This window comes from Psychrobacter sp. van23A (assembly GCF_030845275.1).
In the GTDB taxonomy this organism is placed as follows: domain Bacteria; phylum Pseudomonadota; class Gammaproteobacteria; order Pseudomonadales; family Moraxellaceae; genus Psychrobacter; species Psychrobacter faecalis.
Window position 1 is genome coordinate 1,934,748 of the sequence record NZ_CP132595.1, and the last position, 19,965, is coordinate 1,954,712.

General features: G+C 44.4%; 14 protein-coding genes. 4 read left to right on the plus strand and 10 right to left on the minus strand.

Features of this window, described 5'->3' with window-relative positions; genetic code table 11:
- Positions 1 to 22: 22 nt before the first annotated feature.
- The 7 genes from lpxK to rsmG form a co-directional block, all read right to left on the minus strand.
- Positions 23 to 1,141 carry a tetraacyldisaccharide 4'-kinase gene (gene lpxK, locus RAH45_RS08235; RefSeq protein ID WP_306495138.1) on the minus strand — a complete coding sequence of 373 codons (1,119 nt, stop codon included), beginning with the start codon at positions 1,139 to 1,141 and terminating at the stop codon, positions 23 to 25.
- 89 nt (positions 1,142 to 1,230) lie between these two features.
- Complete coding sequence (msbA, locus tag RAH45_RS08240; RefSeq protein WP_306495139.1) at positions 1,231 to 3,018, minus strand: lipid A export permease/ATP-binding protein MsbA; 1,788 nt, start codon at positions 3,016 to 3,018, stop codon at positions 1,231 to 1,233.
- Between the two features lie 143 nt (positions 3,019 to 3,161).
- Positions 3,162 to 3,605, minus strand: a complete 444-nt coding sequence (locus RAH45_RS08245) for an ExbD/TolR family protein (protein WP_288726979.1) — start codon at positions 3,603 to 3,605, stop codon at positions 3,162 to 3,164.
- A 58-nt stretch (positions 3,606 to 3,663) separates the two neighbouring features.
- Positions 3,664 to 4,395, minus strand: a complete 732-nt coding sequence (locus RAH45_RS08250) for a MotA/TolQ/ExbB proton channel family protein (RefSeq protein WP_201591329.1) — start codon at positions 4,393 to 4,395, stop codon at positions 3,664 to 3,666.
- A gap of 80 nt (positions 4,396 to 4,475) precedes the next feature.
- On the minus strand, positions 4,476 to 5,597 hold the full coding sequence (locus RAH45_RS08255) for a ParB/RepB/Spo0J family partition protein (RefSeq protein ID WP_288726977.1): 1,122 nt from the start codon (positions 5,595 to 5,597) through the stop codon (positions 4,476 to 4,478).
- 103 nt (positions 5,598 to 5,700) lie between these two features.
- A complete protein-coding gene (locus tag RAH45_RS08260) occupies positions 5,701 to 6,486 on the minus strand; it encodes a ParA family protein (protein ID WP_306495140.1) in 786 nt (261 codons plus the stop codon).
- A 180-nt stretch (positions 6,487 to 6,666) separates the two neighbouring features.
- Entirely contained in the window at positions 6,667 to 7,383 is a 717-nt protein-coding gene (rsmG, locus tag RAH45_RS08265) for a 16S rRNA (guanine(527)-N(7))-methyltransferase RsmG (RefSeq protein ID WP_306495141.1), read from the minus strand.
- A 376-nt stretch (positions 7,384 to 7,759) separates the two neighbouring features.
- Between rsmG and RAH45_RS08270 the strand changes: the two genes are divergently transcribed.
- The 3 genes from RAH45_RS08270 to RAH45_RS08280 all read left to right on the plus strand — a co-directional run bounded on the left by RAH45_RS08270 (position 7,760) and on the right by RAH45_RS08280 (position 12,686).
- Entirely contained in the window at positions 7,760 to 10,591 is a 2,832-nt protein-coding gene (locus RAH45_RS08270) for an ATP-binding protein (protein ID WP_306495142.1), read from the plus strand.
- A gap of 117 nt (positions 10,592 to 10,708) precedes the next feature.
- Positions 10,709 to 11,875, plus strand: coding sequence for a helix-turn-helix transcriptional regulator (locus RAH45_RS08275; RefSeq protein WP_306495143.1), 1,167 nt, complete (start codon positions 10,709 to 10,711; stop codon positions 11,873 to 11,875).
- Between the two features lie 145 nt (positions 11,876 to 12,020).
- Complete coding sequence (locus RAH45_RS08280; RefSeq protein WP_201591337.1) at positions 12,021 to 12,686, plus strand: TerD family protein; 666 nt, start codon at positions 12,021 to 12,023, stop codon at positions 12,684 to 12,686.
- A gap of 130 nt (positions 12,687 to 12,816) precedes the next feature.
- On the opposite strand, the gene RAH45_RS08285 is transcribed toward RAH45_RS08280, so the two are convergent.
- Complete coding sequence (locus tag RAH45_RS08285) at positions 12,817 to 13,797, minus strand: ion transporter (protein WP_306495144.1); 981 nt, start codon at positions 13,795 to 13,797, stop codon at positions 12,817 to 12,819.
- A 674-nt stretch (positions 13,798 to 14,471) separates the two neighbouring features.
- Here RAH45_RS08285 and RAH45_RS08290 point away from each other — a divergent pair.
- Positions 14,472 to 15,107, plus strand: coding sequence for an OmpW/AlkL family protein (locus tag RAH45_RS08290; protein WP_306495145.1), 636 nt, complete (start codon positions 14,472 to 14,474; stop codon positions 15,105 to 15,107).
- Positions 15,108 to 15,267: 160 nt separating this feature from the next.
- Here the strand turns inward: RAH45_RS08290 and RAH45_RS08295 are convergent, their stop codons facing one another.
- A complete protein-coding gene (locus RAH45_RS08295) occupies positions 15,268 to 17,034 on the minus strand; it encodes a 2-oxo acid dehydrogenase subunit E2 (protein ID WP_306495146.1) in 1,767 nt (588 codons plus the stop codon).
- Positions 17,035 to 17,073: 39 nt separating this feature from the next.
- Entirely contained in the window at positions 17,074 to 19,887 is a 2,814-nt protein-coding gene (gene aceE, locus RAH45_RS08300; RefSeq protein WP_306495147.1) for a pyruvate dehydrogenase (acetyl-transferring), homodimeric type, read from the minus strand.
- Positions 19,888 to 19,965 lie beyond the last annotated feature (78 nt).

Below are 19,965 nucleotides of genomic sequence, written 5' to 3' on the forward strand. Positions count from 1 at the left end.
AATTGTCTAAGCTTTTAGACTTCTAGCCATTATTGATATCAATATTTAAAGCTTTTAATTGCTGCTGTAAGCTGTCATAGCAACTGTCTGATAACATCGCAGTCACTGGCAATACCCATAAGCGATTAATAAGCTCTTGATACTCTTCGCTAAGTGGTTGGCGGCTAGTCATATCTATTAGCAGCGCTCTGATTTTGACCGCGTCTTTACTGGTGACAATGATCGGCAGCTCGCTATATTGTAAAAGCTCAGTCAAGCTAAAATCATAATGATCGGGATAAGCGTGCCCAATGACATCAAAGCCAAGCGACAATAAAGTATCAAAAAAACGTTGCGGATAACCGATACCGCTTACCGCATGTACCCGACCATTTGGTATAGGTGGCATAAGTGGCATAGGCATTTTTTCTGCGACACTTAAACCATCTATCTCAACAGCAGAAGGCCATAAAGGCTGCAATTTATCCGCTTGTAGATGCATCGTTAAACGCTTAGCTTGAGCTTGCTTATTATCTTCGGTCGTCCTATCCGCTTTTTCATGATAAACCACATTTGCGCCTTTTAAGCGCGACATAGGCTCACGTAAAAAACCGGTTGGTAGCAATTGCTGATTACCAAAGCCGCGCGACGCATCAACCACAATCCATTCGATATCACGTTGCAGCGCATAATGCTGCAAGCCATCATCAGCAATAATCAGTTGTAAGTCGGGATGAGCGTTTAACAAAGTGGTAATAGCCTGCTTACGATTGGGGCAAACGGCCATCGGTGCATCTGTCATATTGACGATTAAACAGGGCTCATCCCCTACGATGCTTGGTAAGCTATCGGCATGCACCAAAGCGGGCATCTGATTGCTATCACCGCCATAACCGCGGCTGATAACGCCTACCTTTATGCCTTGCTTTTGTAGATAGTTGACCAAGGCAATAATTAGCGGCGTCTTGCCGCTACCACCTACCGTGATATTACCAATCACCATCAGCGGAATAGGCGCACGATAACTGGCAAACAAACCTATCTTATAAGCCTGACGGCGCACCATCGTAATGAATCCATATAACCAGCTGACAGGCAGTAGCAGCCAGAGCCAAGCAGCCTGACGTTGCCAGGCACGCGTCATTGTGGTTTCAATACTCATGATGATGTGTTATTTATCCTAGTTATGCAGCCATCTTTATACTACAAAGTACCATCACGGCTTGCAGTGGCTTTAATCAAACAGTAGCTTTATTCAAAATCACGCGCGTACATTTGCGCATAATGGCCATGCAATTGCATCAGTTCTTCATGGGTGCCTAATTCGACAATTTGACCACTATCTAACACTGCAATACGGTCAGCGGACTCAATGGTGGTTAAACGGTGGGCAATCACCAGTGTCGTCCTATCTTTCATGACGTTATCGAGTGCTTTTTGAATATAGTATTCTGACTCGTTATCTAAGGCACTAGTCGCTTCATCTAAAATCAAAATCGGTGCGTCTTTTAATAACGCACGCGCAATCGAGATACGCTGACGTTGACCGCCTGAGAGCTGCAAGCCTTCAGCGCCAATCTCACTTTGATAGCCATTTGGCATTTTCATAATAAAATCATGGGCAAAAGCGTCTTTTGCAGCGCGCTCGACCTCAGCTTGAGTTTTATTTGCTAGGCTGCCATAGGCAATATTATTAAACACGGTGGTATTAAAAAGCACCACTTGCTGATTGACCATCGCAATCTGCGCGCGCAAGCTTTCAAGCTTGATGTCGTCAATTGGCATACCGTCAAGGGTGATTTGCCCCGAGGACGTATTTAAAGTACGCGTGAGTAAGTTAACGAGTGAAGACTTACCAGCGCCGCTACGCCCGACCAGTGCTATCGTCTCGCCTGCACGCACATCCAAGGTAAAATCACGCAGCGCCACCGTTGAATCAGGATAAACCAAACTGACATTATCGAACGTAATATCACCTGCTAGAGTTGGGCTAAGTATGCCTGTGTCTTGTTCTTCTGGCTCATCCAACAAGGTAAAGATTGACTCGCCCGCGGCAAGCCCTTTTTGCAATTTTTGATTGATATCAGTGAGTGAACGCACCGGCTTACTTAATAATCCTGCGGCAGCAATATAGGAGATAAACTCACCCGCAGAAATATTATCTATTACCGCAGGACGCAGCGCGAGCCATACAACGACCGCCATCGCCATCGCCATCAATAACTGCACCGCTGGGGTATTGATGCTATTGGTAACAACGACCTTCATCCCTTGGCGCAAGTTTTTCTTTGAGGTTATATCAAAACGCTTGGCTTCATACGCTTGTCCGCCATAATTTTTCACTACCTGATAGCCGCCGATGACCTCATTGGTGATGTGGCTGACACTACCCATGGTTTCTTGAATGCCTTTAGACAGCTTTAGATAACGCTTTGAGGCCACCCGTATCAACCATAAAATCGGCGGTAGCACCACAAATAAAATCAAAGTTAAACGCCAGTTGCTATAAAGCAAGAAGCCTATCAAAGCTATAACGGTCAAACCATCGCGCAACAAAGTTTTCATCGAATCGGTACTGGCAGCAGTCACCTGTTCAACATCAAAAATAAGCTTGGATGAAATCGTCCCTGCTGGATTTGCCAGATAGAACGAGCTTGGCAAACGTAAAAGCTTATTGAACACTTGAACGCGTAACTCGTAAACAAGATTGCGCGACACCAATGCCGTATAGTAATTACCCAAAAAACTGCCCACACCGCGAACAAAAAACAGCGCCACAATAATAAATGGAAATAAATTCTGTTTGCTTTGATCGTTTTGATTGATGGCATCAGTGATATATTGCAATAACTTGGCAATCCAAATCTCTGTTGCCGCATTAATCGCAAAGCCTATTATGACCAAGATTAGCGCCCACCAATAAGGTTTAAGGTAGCTTAATAGCCGCAATAAAGTCCTATGCCTAGGCGTATTTGATGGCGCTGCTGACAACTTTTTAGCAGAATTTTTTTTAGAGTCAGGTTGATAAGCTTGGCTCATAAAAGCCTCAATTTAGGTATAAAAAGAAATGACACAAATGCAGCAGTGGCAAGTGAACATAAAATACAGCAGTAAAAACACCAAGGGTCATGATAGTAGCGTTTGATGTTTTTACTGTAGCAATATATCAAACGCCCTAAAATTTACTGCGGCGCAGATTCTGGTAAAGGCTGCCCAAGTGGTACAACCGTACTGATATTGAGATTTAAAAAACCCAGTTTACCAGCGATATCCATGACCCGTACCACCGATTGATGGGTGGCATTTGCATCAGCAGCAATGACAAATAGCATATCACGATTGCTTCCCGCCTCTTGCTGAAGCATGCTGGTCAGCTCCGCCTCATCGCTACTTGCAAGGGTGATGCCATTAACCAAATAACTGCCATCTTCTTGCACAGCGACTTCAATACTGCTTTTCTCTTCTGTTAATGCTACCCCTTCCGCTTCAGGAAGAATAATATTTAAGCGGCTAAAGTGATTGAACGAGGTGGCAAGCAGTAAAAATACGATTAAAAATAATAAACAATCAATCATCGGCGTCAGATTGATTTCAAGTGGCTCAACGGTCGGTTTTCTAAAACGCATATCGCTCTCTTTAATGGGCTGCAATGTACAGATTCAACAAATAAGTGACATCACACAATTAAGTTGCTGTAGCGGCTGTCTCTAAATCCGAGGTGTCAAGTGAAAGCTCATAACCCTTAGTTTTAGTTGTTTCCGACCCATTAGCAGGTAGAGACATGGTAGAGGCATGCGTATTGTCTAGCAATTGATAATCATACAATTCTTGAATCATCAGTCCCGCTTGCGTCTCAAACTGCGCATTGATATCGATAATACGGCGCTGAAAATAGCGGTAAGCAACCAGAGCCGGAATAGCCACAATCATACCAGCCGCCGTGGTAATCAATGCTTGTGACACGCCAGCAGCTAGCATCGTTGGGTCTTGCATCGCGCCATCCGTAATCGCCAAAAACGACGAGATAATACCCAACACCGTACCTAGCAAACCAAGCAGCGGCGCAATCGCCCCAATAGTACCGAGCATATTGATATTTTTTTCTAACTGATGCACTTGCACACTGGCGCGGTTTTGCATATGCATCGTCATCGAGTCTAGGCCGTATTGGCGATACAGCAGGCCAGTTGCCAGAATATCACCCAAAGGGGTTTTTTCTTTGACATTCATCAGCTGCGTGCGGCCAATATCACCGTTTTCACGTAGACGGGTTATTAGCTGTTCGCGCAATCTATTGGGTACAATTTTATTAAACTGCAACGTATGGCTACGCTCGATAATAATCACCAATGCCAATATTGAGCACACCACGATAGGTGTCATCAGCCAACCACCTGCTTTTACCAGCTCCCACATACGCACTCTCTTCTATGTTTTTGTTAATTATTAAAAGACGGTTTTACATTTGAATAACCAGTTCAGGGGTATAAAAAGCTCTAAGCCTGCGCTTCTATATGCTTGATCAAAGCCGCTAGTTGATCATGATTGTGGAAGAATATCTCAACACTACCCTGCCCATCTTTTTTATGTTTAAGCTTTACTTCTGCGCCTAACATATCAGTTAAACGCTGGGTTAAGCGCTCAACATCGCGAGACTGTACTTGCTCGGTGCGATTAGCTTTTGGTGCTGGCTGCAAGATTGACTTAACCAATTTCTCAGCCTCGCGCACCGTCATGCCTGCATCAATGATTTTTTGCGCAATAATAGGCTGCTGTTCTGATGATAGCGCCAACAGGGTACGCGCATGTCCCATATCTAAAGCACTATTTGCCAAATGATCTTTAACTGTATCGTGCAGCTGATTCAAGCGCAAAAGATTCGATACCGTGGTACGCGCTTTACCAACGACTTCGGCAATCATGGCATGGCTCATACCAAATTCTGTATGAAAGCGCTGCAGGGCAGCCGCCTGCTCAATCACCGATAAATCTTCGCGCTGAATATTTTCAATCAAGGCTAATGCTATGGCCAATTCATCAGATAGTGCACGTTCAATCGCTGGTATAACCGATTTACCCGCCATTTTTGCCGCACGCCAGCGGCGCTCGCCAGCGATAATCTCATGCGTCACCAAGGCTTCGCTTTTATCTTCATTCGCCAGTAATGGACGAATAACAATCGGCTGCATGACGCCATGCTGCTCAATAGAAGAAGCCAATTCTGCCAGCGCCGTTTCGCTCATATCACGGCGCGGCTGATACTTACCTGCTTGCAGACGTGTCACATCGATTTGCACCAAGCTGATTTGGTCTTCAGAAGCGCTATTTTCTGTGGCGTTCGCGCGCGCTTTATTAACAGGGGCTTTTTTTATCGTCCGCGCTTTACGATTATTATTGTCATTGGTTTGTTCAGACACTGGCAAGGCAGAAGGCTTGTTAACAGCCGCAGCTGCGCTATCTTCTTGCTCAATAGGTTGTGGTATTTTGGTTGACTCAGTATGCTCACGCACTACCGTGTCATCTTGTAAGGCAGAGGCGGCAATTTGCTTTTCTTTTTTGATTGACCCTAATAAGGCATCTAAACCTCGATTGGCAGCCAACCCTCTTTTCTTTGCCATGATTACCTATCCTCTAACGCTAAAATAAAAAGCCAAATATTGCTAAATACCGGCTTACTGATAAATATAATTTGCTGTTCTTTTATTAACTTGCAACATGAACTTATAATGATGCGCTCTGCTTTATCACCTCAGCCGCCAGTTTTTGATAGGCGCGCGCACCTTTTGACCATCTTTCGTAAGCAATAACTGGCAAGCCATGTGCGGGTGCTTCAGCCAAACGAATATTTCTTGGAATATGAGTTTTATACATAATATCACCAAAGTGCGCCTCTAACTCAGCAGAGACATCACGCGCCAAGGTATTGCGCGCATCGAACAAGGTTCTGACCACACCGCGAATATAGAGCTTAGGATTAAGTTCAGTAAGACGCTCAATCGTCTGCGACAAATCTGCCAAACCTTCTAGGGCATAATATTCACACTGCATGGGAATAATAACGCTATCGGTTGCTACCAATGCATTAATCGTCAATAAATTTAAGCTTGGTGCACAATCGATAATGATATAATCGTAAGCAGATTTATTGGTCGCGATTTGATCCTTGGCCAACTGCGCCATTGCCGTTTTAAAGAGCTCATGGCTATTGGTTTTGCTCATTAAAGTAATATCCATCCCCGCCAAATCACGATTGGCGCCGATGACATCAAACCCAGCTGGACTACTCACAATTGCCTCAGATAGCGCAACGCCATCGAGCAGTACATCAGCGATGGTCAAGTCCAAGGCGTTCTTATCGACACCCGTGCCACTGGTTGCATTGCCCTGTGGGTCTAAGTCAATCAGTAGTACATGCTTGCGCTTGGCCGCTAAGCTGGCGGTCAAATTGACTGCCGTCGTGGTTTTACCCACGCCGCCTTTTTGATTCGCAATCGCTATGATTTCCATACACTCACTCAATTTAATTAGAATCTGTTACTGATTTTTACTACAGTATTTTTGCCGCTCATGCTTATTATATTACTTAAATACCTGACGCTTACCTATAAGTCTATTTAGACACCAGCGTACACGCCATCTATGATCATAGAACAATTGTTGTCTTGCATAGCGTAACGTGCTCATAGCTTAGACATTTTTATAAGATAATTCAATTAAATGACGACTATCTTGTAAACGCGGTACTTTTAATGCGATCGTCTTTATCTGCCAAGCGTCACTTAGCGCTTGCAACTCTTCATCGCTCGGGGCTTTACCCTTCATCGCGCATAAATAACCTTTATCTGCCAAGCGCGGCTGCGCCACTTCGACAAAATCAATCAAACTGGCAAAGGCTCTTGAGGTTACCACCTCATAGCTGGCTTCATGCGCCTCAATACGCGAAGCGATTGGCTGCATGTTAGTCAAACCAAGCTCGCTACTGATTTGCTTAATAAAACGAATCTTTTTCTGGTTGCTATCGAGGGCAGTACATTGGCGCTCAGGCTGACAGATAGCAATAATCACCGCTGGCAAGCCCGCTCCTGTGCCAATATCAAGCAGCGACCCTGGCGGTAAATGCGTTATAATAGCCAAGCAATCGATGATATGTTTGATAAGTGCTTCGACTGGATCGGTAATCGCGGTCAGATTATACGCGTTATTCCATAATAAAAGCTGGTCTAAATACAATAATAGCGTGCGCTGTTGCTGCGCGCTTAACGTAAGACCCAACTCGTCTATTGCTTGCGCCAGCATAGTTGCCAGCTTAGGTAATTGCGCACCAAGCTTGACAAAACCTGTCGGGTCAATATGACTGTTACCCGTGCTAGCAGACGATGAAGAGGTTTTAGTAGAATCTGACATACGGGTTATCCAGTTTTGACATGTGAACCGTCTATTTTATCATGCGCTCTGCCCATTGAATAGTTGCAGATTACGCCAATGTACGCCATCTTATACTATCTACGCCTATGTTGATGGCTTATCTTCTTCAATAACCAGCAAGTCAACGTAATAAAATCTCTATTATTACAGCCTAATAAGCTAAAACTTTCACTTTACTATGATACAAAACTGCGCTGAATGTCTTGTCTAAAACGCGCCGATATCTTGTAAGATGTTCTTATTTACTATTATAAATGTAAGCATGATTAAAAATACATTCCTAAACTTAAAGCGCAAACAGTAAAAAATCAATAACCATTCCACCCTTTTAAAACGACCTACTATCTATATAACTATGACCGAACCGCAAAACACCCCTATAAATCAAGACTCAAAAGACAGCAAATCTATGGCAACACCTGTTAAAAATTCAGCAGTAACAAAAGCTTCTAAGCCAGACAATACAAAGCCGACAGCAATAAAGGCGAACGAGACTGATGAGCAAGAGCGCACCTTAGATACGCCTAGTACGCCTCATCCAGTATTTATCGAGGTTAATGAGCGCTGCCTTATTAGTGCCGAGCAGCTTAAGCGTTATACCAATCCTGATGAGCTACCGACCGATACCCGCACTGCCCCTGATCTAGATGTCGGCTTTGGGCAACAGCGCGCCCTGAAAGCCTTGCAGACGGCGCTAGACATTCATGCCAGCGGCTATCACGTCTTTGCCGCGGGCGAAAATGGTTTAGGCAAACGCACAGTGATCAGTCGCTTACTACAACGCATTGCCGCTGATGCACCGACGCCTGATGATTGGGTTTATGTGCACAATTTTACTGATCCGCGTACACCGCAAGCACTGCGCCTACCTGCCGGGCAAGGGCAGATATTGCAACAGCAGGTCAACCAATTATGGCAGCAAGCAAAAAAACGACTTAGCCAACGTTTTCGTAGCGACCAGTATCAAAGCAAAATCGAAGCGATTAAAAATGACACTCATCAAAAAGAAAGTCAGGCTTACGATGACCTTAATACCGAAGGTAAACAGTACGATTTGGCACTGACGTTTCGCGCATTTGATAATAAAGCGGTATTTGTCCATCCTAGCAAGTTATCTACCGAAGAAAACAATCAGAGCATTGACCATTCAAAAATTTCTAGTAGCCAAAAAAATCAAACAACAGTAGAAAAGACTGCGCACCCTACTAAAAATAATCTTGATGATGATAATGCTAACAGCGAGTATGGCAACGCATACGGCAAAAGCGAATATGAAGCTGAGCTGAATAATTTTGCCCAAAAAAACCATATGCAAAAGCGCTTAAGTCAGCTAACCATCGCCTTAGAGCAATTAGAAGACGAAGCCAATGATGCCATTGAAGCATTGCATCGCAATATTGCACGCCGTGCGCTACAACCTTTATTTGCGCCTATTTATGAGCAATTTGCTGCTCATCCCTTGGTTGTCGAGTATCTAAAAACCGTATTTGCCGATATGGTTACGCATGTCGAGCGCATCGTTAACGGTGATGATGAGGAGTTTGTGACGGCCGTTCTTGCCACAACGCCGAGCCGTTATGCGATCAACGTCATTGTCAGTCATACGCCAGATAGTGGCGCCCCCGTCATCTTTGAAGATTTGCCGACGCATTTAAACCTATTGGGTCATGTCGAGCAAATCACCCAATTGGGCACAGTAACCACCGATGTCAGTATGATTCGAGCCGGCGCCCTGCACCGTGCCAATGGCGGCTATTTGTTATTAGAAGCCAGTCATCTGCTTGAGCACCCTTACGCCTGGCAAGGCCTTAAGCGCGCCCTGCAATCACGTAAAATCAGACTATCTAGCCTTGAGCAGATGCTAACCTTGACAGGCAGCTTGTCGCTTGCGCCCGCACCGATTGACCTTGATATTAAGGTGATTTTGCTTGGCGAAGCAGATTTATATTACGAATTATTAGAGCTTGAGCCGGAATTTGATGCGGTATTTAAAGTTCGTGCCGACTTTCACGACGATGTAACACGTAGCCCTGAGCATGAATTGGCATTGGTAGCAAAAATGGCAGACATCATTGATTATGCCAGCCTTTATCCGTTTGATAGTAGCGCCCAAGCTGCCTTACTTGAGCATTTAAGCTTACAAGCCGAAGACCAAGACCGCTTGAGTTTGCATAGTGATTTATTGATTAAGCTGTTGCATGAATCCAACCGCCATGCACGTTTGAGCGGTAAAAATATCGTTAGCGCCATACACGTGACCCACGCTATTGACGATATGGACGAGCGCTCAGGATACTTGCGCGACCTATATTGGGATGAGCTAAAAAATGGCCAACAGCTGATTCAGACCAAAGGTGATGCGGTTGGGCAAGTCAATGCACTCACCGTCGTCAGCTATGCCGATAGCGAGTTTGGTATGCCTGCGCGTCTGACTGCCGTCATTCAGCCAAATATTGGCGCGGGTGAAATCCTCGATATCGAGCGCGATGTGGACTTGGGCGGCAGCTTACACGCAAAAGGTATGCTGATTATGACCAGCTATTTGCGCGCCTTATTTAGTCAGCATCATGCGCTCAACTTTAGCGCCTCACTCGCTTTTGAGCAAAGTTACGCTCATATCGATGGTGATAGTGCAACGGTCAGCGAAGGCTGCGCGCTGCTGTCCGCTTTAGCAAACGTCCCGATCAATCAATCTTTTGCGATTACCGGCTCAATGAATCAGTTAGGCGAAGTCCAAGCAGTCGGCGGTATCAATTCTAAAATCGCGGGTTTCTTTGACGCTTGCCGTGAGCAAGAGCTGACGGGACAACAAGGCGTGGTCATTCCGATGGCCAACGTCAAACAATTAATGCTGCGTGACGACATCATTGCCGCCGTCAAAGCCGGCCAGTTTCATATTTATGGCGTACAGACGCTTAGTGAAGCCTTGACCTTAATGACGGGTCTGTCTGTCGACACCATGAATAAAAAAGGTCGCTACCGTAAAGACACTCTATTTGGTAAAGTATTAAGTCGGTTGATGCTTTGGGATGAAAATCAAAACGCTGATGACGAAGTCGATGATAAAAAATCGAAGAAAAAGGACAAAAAAAAGCGTAAGGCCAAACGTCAAAAAAAACAAGATAAGCAAAAAAAAGCCAAGAAAGAACAAGATGACTGCTGCCCAAATACAGCAGAGCAACTCTAGACGCTAATATACTTTTCTGCGATGATGATTTTTTGCGCTTTGCTGTTTTAATAAGCTGTATTCATAAATAATACCCTTATAAAAATTAAACTCGTGACTGAATAAAGGTTATCTTTAATGACTGTAGATTCTACTGACGCCGATGGTCTTCAATCGCAATCAGCTGTTGATGAGTCAGCAACTGCCCTAGTGCTAGGAGACGTGCCTAAAAAAGTTACTGAGCAAAATGACGAGGTTGTGACAGATAATAAAGCGTCTGAGGAAGCAGCAGATAATCGTCATGGCGCTGCGACAACCGCGCGGCAATGGCAAGTACTGTCGCAGTTGCAGCGCAATCGTTGGGTAGGTACCACCCATGTCTACGAGCAGCTTAAATTGGCAGGTTTTGATATCAGTTTACGCACCGTGCAACGCGATTTAAATGCCCTTGCCAAACGCTTTCCTATCGAAAAAAACAATGCCAATCCACAAGGCTGGCGTTGGAAAGACGATGCGCCGCTGCAAAGCTTACCGCATATGAATTTATCGCAAGCGGTTGCCTTTAATATGGTCGAAGCCAATCTAAGCCAGCTGCTGCCGCCGGTTATTTTAGATGAGCTTTTTCCTTGGTTTGATTTGGCACGCCGGCAGCTTAAAAACAGCAAAGTCACCCATTCATGGATTGATAGGGTACGTATCGAGCCTGCCTCGCAGCCTTTGATTGCGCCGCATATTGATTTGGAAAGTAAAGACAATATTTATCATGCGTTGTTTTATCAACTACAAATAAAAGCCAGTTATACTCGCAGCGATAAATCACAAGCCAGCGAATACATTCTAAATCCCATTGCTATCATTCAGCGTGGGGTGATTATTTACTTATTGGCGACGCGTACCGATGACCCAGACGTGATTATTCGTACCTTTGCCCTCCACCGCTTTGCAAGCGTTGAGATACTAGAAAGCGCGGCTCAAACCCCTGATAATTTCCACCTCGATAACTATTTAGATGCAGGTGGCATGGGCTTTAGCCATCCTCTATTTAGCCAGCTACCCGATCGTGGCAAACATACCGCAGTTGAGCTACAATTTACCAAACAAGCAGGGAAAAGCTTAACGGAAAGCAAGCTGAGTGACGACCAGACCGTGACCATCAATAGTGATGAAACCCTAACCATACGCGCAACCGTCAACTTAACCTCACAGCTGGTTTGGTGGCTACGTGGCTTTGGCAGTGGTCTATTAGACGCCAAACCTGCGCTCCTATACGAAGCGGTTTTAGACAAACCCATCAATGATGCATAGCGGCAATAAAAAGGTGGCTAATGATTATAATTATTAACGATGATAAAAATTTAACCGCTGTACCCAATACGCCAACGTTTATCTTAATTAAACGTTTATCTTAATTAAAAACCTAATACAAAATTAAAAGTCCAAAAGGAATATTATGTCAGCCACTACCCCATCACCGTTACTTTCAGACAGTTTAAGAGCGCTGGGTTTAGACACGGGGACATTATTTTTTGCGCTCAATTATGAATTTACTAAGATTGAGCAAAAAGGCTTATTTAAAAACCTAAAAAAACGCTTTAAGAAAAATGAAGGCGCGATTGATATTGATTTGGCCTGCGTACTATATAACGACAACTGCACCATCAGCGATATCGTTTGGTTTAAACAGTTACGGGATAAGGCAGAATCCGTCAAACATCAAGGCGATAGTCTCAACGGTAAGGACCGCGGTGAACAAGCGATGTATCTTGCACCCCTTGACCAAGAGCAAATCAGAATTTATTTGGATAAAGTACCTGCGCACATTACCCACATTGCCTTAATCGCTAACTCTTACCACAACCTACCGTTTAGCAGAGTCAAAAAAGGCGAGATTCATTTAAGCGATGATGAAGGCAATCGCGTTTTTGAGGTTAATTTAAAGCAGCTACCACGTGACTGTGTAACGCTTTGGGCGGCACACTTGCAGCGAGAAGTGGATGATTGGCATTTGACCCTGCAAAATCTACCGCTACCTGCAAAAGATCTAGCAACCGCCGCGCAAGAAGTGGCGCATGAATTGGCACGCGCTCTACCGATTACGCCAACTATGTATAACTGATGCATAACCAGTATTAGATTGGTTTTTAGCTACCAATTAAAAAACCTATCAATTAAAAAAGGACAAAACGCTGTTGAGATTTCACGTTTTACCCTTTCCATTTTCATCCAAAAAATTTTAAATACTTACTTTATTCTAACGGCTCACCGCAATGCGGACAAAAATTCTTTTGCCGCACTTCCTTTTCTCGGCGCTCAAGCTCTTTTTCGCGCAGTACTTGCAGTACGATTTCTTGTGCTTGCTCCTTATCCAATCCAAGCTCGCGGCGAATCTTTTCAATCATCATCTGATTTTGCACCAAATCAAAATTACTATCGACCAGTTGCTCACGAAAATCTTGCTCGAGCTCTTCTCGGCGCTGACTCAGCTCATTTGCCAAACCCGTCGCCAAAATACCCGCTGGCAAAGCCGCAAGACCAACGCCTAGTATGGTGATAAGTGCACCTAGTATCTTACCAGCATTGGTGATAGGTGTGACATCGCCGTAGCCTACCGTCGTCAGGGTGACCACCGACCACCACATAGCTTTGGGTATCGACTCAAACTCCTCGGGCTGGACGTGGTTTTCGACCAAATAAATGCCGCTCGACGCTGTCACAATCATAATAATTAAGATAAAAATGACTGCTTGAAACGAGCCTTTTTCCTTACTGATAACCACCAATAAAATACGCAATGAGACAAAATAGCGGGTAAGTTTCAGAATTCGAAACAGGCGCAAAATACGTAAGAAGCGCAAATCGATACTGACAAAGAAATTCAAAAATGCGGGGGCAATGGCAACGATATCAATCAACGCCGACGGACTTTTTAGCCATTCCCAGCGCTGACGCCACGTGGTATTGTCGGGTTTGGCTTCAGCGACACTCCATAGCCTTAGTAAATACTCGATAGAAAAGATCACGATAGAGAAGTTTTCAAACCACGTAAAATACGCTTGATACGGGTAATACCAGTTGTCAACCGACTCAGCGATAACCGCCGTGACGTTCGCCATAATCAAAAAAATGAGAAAGTAATCGACATAGCGACTAAAGAGCGTGTCATGCTCATCGTTTTGTAAAATGTTATAGACGAAAAGACGCAAGCGCCGAATAGATTGGAATAGCATGCCGTCCCTATGTGGTGTAATACCGGTTTTATATTATTAAAAATCAGGTGGGAGATATCAACAAAAAGGCAGTTGCGCTTGCAGACTCAATGAGGGTTTTTTAAACAATTTATCGCAATTTTTGCTTCAGACGTTATGATTATACAAAATTTATGTAATAAATGTAGGTCGTGATTACCAATAGCAGCGCCGTGACAAAAAAGACCAAACGTAAAAAACGCTCATCCGCTCGTAATTGATTGCTTAAGTTTTGGGCTGGTAATAAAAACAAGCCGCATTTAGGACAATAGGCATCTATTTGGTTTAAAAGCTTAATTGAGCGGGCATTTTCGCAGCGCAGCGGAGAGTTACTACAATAACCGAGCATAATATCCAATCTATCCTTCTATCCATGTCATTGTTTAATATTAATGTTTAAAAACGCAGATGTAGCATAAGACAAGCATTTAAAAATGGAAAGGGTAATTTAACCCATAAAATCCGTCACGACTGTAACATAAAATACAATTAAGCCAATTTCCTGTTTAAAACCTTACTCCTCGTGTGGTTTTTGTACTATAATAGAGAAATAATGTTACGAGTTATATCCTGACTCTCACGTTATCTAATGGTCACTGATGCCATCCCTCATTAGAAACTGACCAATAACATCTATTATGTTGAGGAACTTAACGATGAAACTACAATCCCTAGCTTTAGCTGCTGCAACTGCCCTTACTATGACCACTGCTTTTGCGGTACCTGCTGGTACTTGGTCTATCGCTGCTGGCGCACATTATGTTGACCCTAAAAGCGATAATGGTAACGTCACTATAGGTAGTACAAATTATTCTGTAGATGTTGACGGCGATGTACGTCCAACCATCAGTGGCGAATACTTTATCGCTAATAACGTTGGTGTTGAACTACTAGCAGCTATTCCATTTCATCATGATTTCACTTTGACTGATGCAAATGGTGGTGAAATCACAGGTAGAACTCAACATTTACCACCTACTCTTTCACTACAGTACCACTTCGACGGCTATAACATGCCTATGAATGTAAAGCCATTCGTTGGTGTTGGTGTGAACTATACAACTTTCTTTAAAGAGAAAGCCAATGTTGCAGGTACTGAACTAAAACTTGATGATAGCGTTGGTGTTGCTGGTCATGTCGGTCTAGATATCCCATTTGCGCCGACTGAGTCTTTCCGTATTGATGCGCGTTATATGGACATCAAAACTGATGCTACGTTGAACGGTACAGATATTGGTGAAATCGATATTAGCCCTTGGGTTTATGGCGTTGCTTTCGTAAAACAGTTCTAATATAGTCCATTGCTATAATATAAGTAAAAGAAGCCAGCTTAATAGCTGGCTTCTTTGTGTTTGTGAATGCCTTTTATTACTTATTAAATAAGAGATATAAAAAAGACCATCCGCAGACAGTCCTTTTAACGATATATCTAATTATAATGAATAAGCAAGCCTATAGCAAAATGCGGCGTGGATCTGCCAGCAAACTTGCGATATAACGGGTAAATACCGCAGCATCGGCGCCATTAATCACCCGATGATCGTAAGATAAAGATAACGGCAACATCAGACGCGGCTCGAAAGATTGCTTACTAGCATTCCAACGCGGCTGCATACTGGCTTCTGATACTCCTAATATTCCTACTTGTGGCCAATTTACCAGTGGCGTAAATGCGGTACCACCTAAGTTACCTTGACTAGAGATGGTAAAGCTTGCGCCTTGTAATTCTTTAGCGGTTAACTTCTTATCACGCGCTTTGGCCGCAAGCTCGCCTATCTCAATGGCGATTTGCTTTAAGCCTTTATCTTGCACATTTTTGATAACAGGGACAATCAAGCCATCATCCGTCGCGACCGCAATGCCCATATTGACGCTTTTACGTAAGATAATTTGGGTATTATCGTCACTCAAATGACTGTTAAAGCGTGGATGCTGGGTTAATGCATAAGCAGTTGCTTTAACCACAAAAGCCAAAATAGTGAAGCCGATACCTTCCGCTTTCATAGCGCCTTTGAGCTCACCACGTAACTTTTCAGTGTCTGTGATGTCAGACAAGTCAAATTGCGTTACTTGCGGCAGCAAAGTATTGTAATTGAGCTGCGGTATCGAGACTTTTTGTAGGCGGCTTAAATCTTGTACTTCGCTCTCGCCCCATATCTCAGTACTGCTCATATCAGGTAAGCTTGGCAGGCTTGAGCTTGTCATATTACCACTCGCAGGCGCAGTTTTTTGCTTGCTCAAGCTGTCTTTTACATGGGCAAACAAATCTTCTTTTAAGATACGATCGTTAAGCGCCGAACCCGTCACTTGGGTGATATCAACCCCTAGCTGACGCGCAAGCTTACGCACGGCAGGACCAGCATAGATATCGACCATTTTTTCATTGACTTGTGCTTCGGTCAGCTTAGCATTTGCAGCACTAGTATTAGTCGTAGACTTAGCGACTTGTTTAGGCTCACCAGTCGTTTGCTTATTAGATTCTTGGTCTAAATCTGTTTTCTTATCTGACTCAGCTGGCTTGGACGCTTGCGACTCAGAAGTATCAGCCTTAGATTCACTAGCATTATTATTGGCGCTCTCTGAACCTTCACCAATAATCACGATAAAGTCTTGACCATTGGCGACCATATCGCCCGCTTGCACCAATATTTTTTCAACCTTGCCTGCTTCTGGTGCTGGCACTTCGACCGACGCTTTATCAGATTCAATCAGCAAAATAGATTGATCCGCAGTAACCATATCACCGACACTGACCATAATCTCAGACACTTGCGCTTCGTCAACACCTAGATCAGGCAAGGCGTGCGTGGTTGCTTTTCCTGCTTGCTCGCCGGCTTGTTTTGCTGGTTGAGAAGTATTTTCCTCAGCTGGATTAGTATCTGCTTGCTGATTATCCTGCGCTGCATCTTTTTTGTCGGCAGCAGCGTCTGTTTTGTTTTGTGTATCAGCGTTAGTGCTTTGGCTGTCACTGTCGTTTTCATTGTTAGCATCAGTATCGCTTTCAAGCTCAATGAGCACCATGCCTTCGCTGACTTGATCGCCGACTGCTACGCTTATTTTAGTCACTTTACCGGCAGCCGAGCTTGGTACTTCTACTGAGGCTTTATCAGATTCTAATAAGATAATATTGTCATCTTTTGCAATAACGTCGCCAACTTCGACCATAATCTCACTGACTTCGGCGCTATCAACACCCAAATCGGGGGCTTTAATGTCCATCCGTAATTCTCCTTATATTATTGTTGCCTTGTCTTTGGGCTATTCTTTGATGTCGTCATCATTGAGTAAGGCGGCATCGGCTGGATCTTCTGCGCGGCCTTCGCTGCTTATTTCGTCATCATCTTCACTGACAAACTCTGGCACAGGGTTCGGATGTACATTGTCAGGGCCTGGGGCATCTGGGAAATGATCATAATGAGGCTGTTGTTGCCATGCAGGCGGTTGATCCGCTTCGATACCAAAGCTTGAAATCGCATCTTTTACCAGACGCATCTCAACTTCACCTTCATCAGCTAAGCGCTTAAGTGTCGCAACCACAATGTGCGCGGCATCGACATGGAAGAAGCTACGTAATTGCTCACGAGTGTCTGAGCGACCATAGCCATCAGTACCTAAAGTCGTATAAGGGCGATTGTCAGGCAACCACGCGCGGATTTGTTCTGGATAATTGCGCATATAATCGGTCGCTGCGACGACGATACCTTCGTGCGGAGCAAGCTGTTCGGTCACCCATGGCACCACTTCTTCATCCATTGGATGCAGGCGATTATAATCATCACAAGCCATACCATCGCGGGTTAGCTCATTAAAGCTGGTCACACTCCAGACGTTAGATGAGATATTAAACTCATCTTGTAGTATTTTCGCCGCTTTTTGCACTTCACGTAAAATAACGCCTGAACCTAATAGCTGAACTTGGCTTGAGCCATTGTCTTCTAGCAAATACATACCACGCTTGATGCCTTCTTCCACGCCTTCTGGCATGGCAGGTTGTTCGTAGTTTTCATTCATCAAGGTTAAGTAATAATAAACGCGCTCGCCCTCACCATACATGCGGCGTAGCCCATCATGCATAATCACTGCCAGCTCATAACCGAAGCAAGGATCATAAGTCACGCAGTTCGGTACGACGTTGAATAAAATTTGTGAATGACCGTCTTGATGCTGCAAGCCTTCGCCGTTTAGCGTGGTACGGCCAGCCGTTGCGCCAAGTAAGAAACCTTGTGCCTGACAGTCACCTGCTGCCCATGCCAAGTCGCCAACACGCTGGAAGCCAAACATAGAGTAATAAATATACAGTGGAATCATCGGCAAGGCGTTGACAGAATAACTGGTTGCCAGAGCAATCCATGTACTCATTGCGCCCGCTTCGTTAATGCCTTCTTCTAACATATGACCGTCGATGGCTTCTTTATAGCCCATCAAAGCTTCACTATCCTCTGGCGTATATTTCTGTCCAGAAGCTGAATAAATGCCCAATTGGCGGAACATACCTTCTAGACCAAAGGTGCGCGCTTCATCAGGAACAATAGGCACGACGCGATCTTGGATGTCTTTATTTTTTAGCATCGCTGCTAGTAAACGCACAAACACCATGGTAGTCGATTGCTCTTTGCCATTACTGCCTTTTAGCACGCGATCAAAAATAGACAACTCTGGAATATTTAATGGAATATGACCACTACGGCGATTGGGCAGATGACCACCTAAGGCTTCACGGCGACCTTTTAGGTATTTCATCTCCAGCGAGTCTTCTTTTGGGCGATAAAACGGTAGCGTCTCTAACTCTTCATCAGTAAACGGTAAATCAAAACGGTCACGGAAATACATCAAAGCTTCATGATCGAGTTTTTTGATTTGATGTGTCTTATTGACCGCTTGTGCTTGATTAGACAAGCCATAACCTTTTACCGTTTTTACCAAAACTACGGTCGGTTGACCTTTGGTTTGCATGGCCTCACTAAATGCTGCATAGACCTTCATCGGATCATGACCGCCACGGTTTAAGCGTGAAATATCATGGTCAGACAGCTCGTTCGCCATCTCTTCTAGTTCTGGGTATTTACCGAAGAATTCTTTACGGGTAAATTCAGGCGTACGGGCTTCGTACAACTGGTATTCGCCGTCGACCGCTTCTTCCATGCGATATTTGAGCACGCCGGTAGTATCTTTATCTAACAAGGTATCCCACTGACCGCCCCAAATCACCTTAATCACCCGCCAGCCTGCACCGCGGAACACCGACTCAAGCTCTTGAATAATCTTGCCGTTACCACGCACAGGACCATCGAGGCGCTGTAAGTTACAGTTGACGACCCAAATTAAATTGTCCAACTTCTCACGACCAGCAAGCGAAATGGCACCCAAGCTTTCTGGCTCGTCGGTTTCACCATCACCTAAGAAGGTCCAAATCTTGCGATCTTCTTTTTCTAGCAAGCCGCGGTTTTCCATATAGCGATGCACGTGCGCATGATAAATGGACATAATTGGGCCCAAACCCATCGACACGGTTGGGAACTGCCAATAATCTGGCATCAAATATGGATGCGGATAGCTTGACAGACCCTTGCCGCCCACTTCACGGCGAAAATTATCTAATTGCTCTTCATCTAAACGACCTTCTAAATAAGAGCGCGCATAAATACCGGGCGCTGAGTGACCTTGATAATAAATCATATCACCGCCGAAATGATCGCTTGCCGCACGAAAGAAATGGTTAAATCCTGTCTCATAAAGGGTCGCACTTGAAGCAAAAGTTGCTAGGTGACCGCCTAAATCATCATCATTTTTGTTGGCACGCATAACCATTGCCAATGCGTTGTAGCGAATCAAAGCCCGAATTTTACGCTCAATTGTCAAGTCACCTGGGTACATTGGCTCATCTTCAACCGCGATGGTATTGATATAAGCGGTATCGAGACGGTTAAATGGCAGTCCTTCTTGTACCGCCATGTTGTATAACGCTTTTAATAAAAACTGCGCTCGATCCTTATCGGCATGTTTGATAACCGACTCAAAGGCTTCCAGCCATTCTTGGGTTTCGGTGCTATCAGCATCCTTATAATAGTTCATCTTTATTAATCCTTTTTATCAGTCAGTCCTGCATGATGGCAGGGTGTTATTAAATCAGAGTATGTACGTATCTTAATG

Coding starts and splice junctions, on each gene's coding strand:
- lpxK (WP_306495138.1), bottom strand. CDS start 1,141: ATGAGTATTGAAACCACAATGACGCGTGCCTGGCAACGTCAGGCTGCT.
- msbA (WP_306495139.1), bottom strand. CDS start 3,018: ATGAGCCAAGCTTATCAACCTGACTCTAAAAAAAATTCTGCTAAAAAG.
- RAH45_RS08245 (WP_288726979.1), bottom strand. CDS start 3,605: ATGCGTTTTAGAAAACCGACCGTTGAGCCACTTGAAATCAATCTGACG.
- RAH45_RS08250 (WP_201591329.1), bottom strand. CDS start 4,395: ATGTGGGAGCTGGTAAAAGCAGGTGGTTGGCTGATGACACCTATCGTG.
- RAH45_RS08255 (WP_288726977.1), bottom strand. CDS start 5,597: ATGGCAAAGAAAAGAGGGTTGGCTGCCAATCGAGGTTTAGATGCCTTA.
- RAH45_RS08260 (WP_306495140.1), bottom strand. CDS start 6,486: ATGGAAATCATAGCGATTGCGAATCAAAAAGGCGGCGTGGGTAAAACC.
- rsmG (WP_306495141.1), bottom strand. CDS start 7,383: ATGTCAGATTCTACTAAAACCTCTTCATCGTCTGCTAGCACGGGTAAC.
- RAH45_RS08270 (WP_306495142.1), top strand. CDS start 7,760: ATGACCGAACCGCAAAACACCCCTATAAATCAAGACTCAAAAGACAGC.
- RAH45_RS08275 (WP_306495143.1), top strand. CDS start 10,709: ATGACTGTAGATTCTACTGACGCCGATGGTCTTCAATCGCAATCAGCT.
- RAH45_RS08280 (WP_201591337.1), top strand. CDS start 12,021: ATGTCAGCCACTACCCCATCACCGTTACTTTCAGACAGTTTAAGAGCG.
- RAH45_RS08285 (WP_306495144.1), bottom strand. CDS start 13,797: ATGCTATTCCAATCTATTCGGCGCTTGCGTCTTTTCGTCTATAACATT.
- RAH45_RS08290 (WP_306495145.1), top strand. CDS start 14,472: ATGAAACTACAATCCCTAGCTTTAGCTGCTGCAACTGCCCTTACTATG.
- RAH45_RS08295 (WP_306495146.1), bottom strand. CDS start 17,034: ATGGACATTAAAGCCCCCGATTTGGGTGTTGATAGCGCCGAAGTCAGT.
- aceE (WP_306495147.1), bottom strand. CDS start 19,887: ATGAACTATTATAAGGATGCTGATAGCACCGAAACCCAAGAATGGCTG.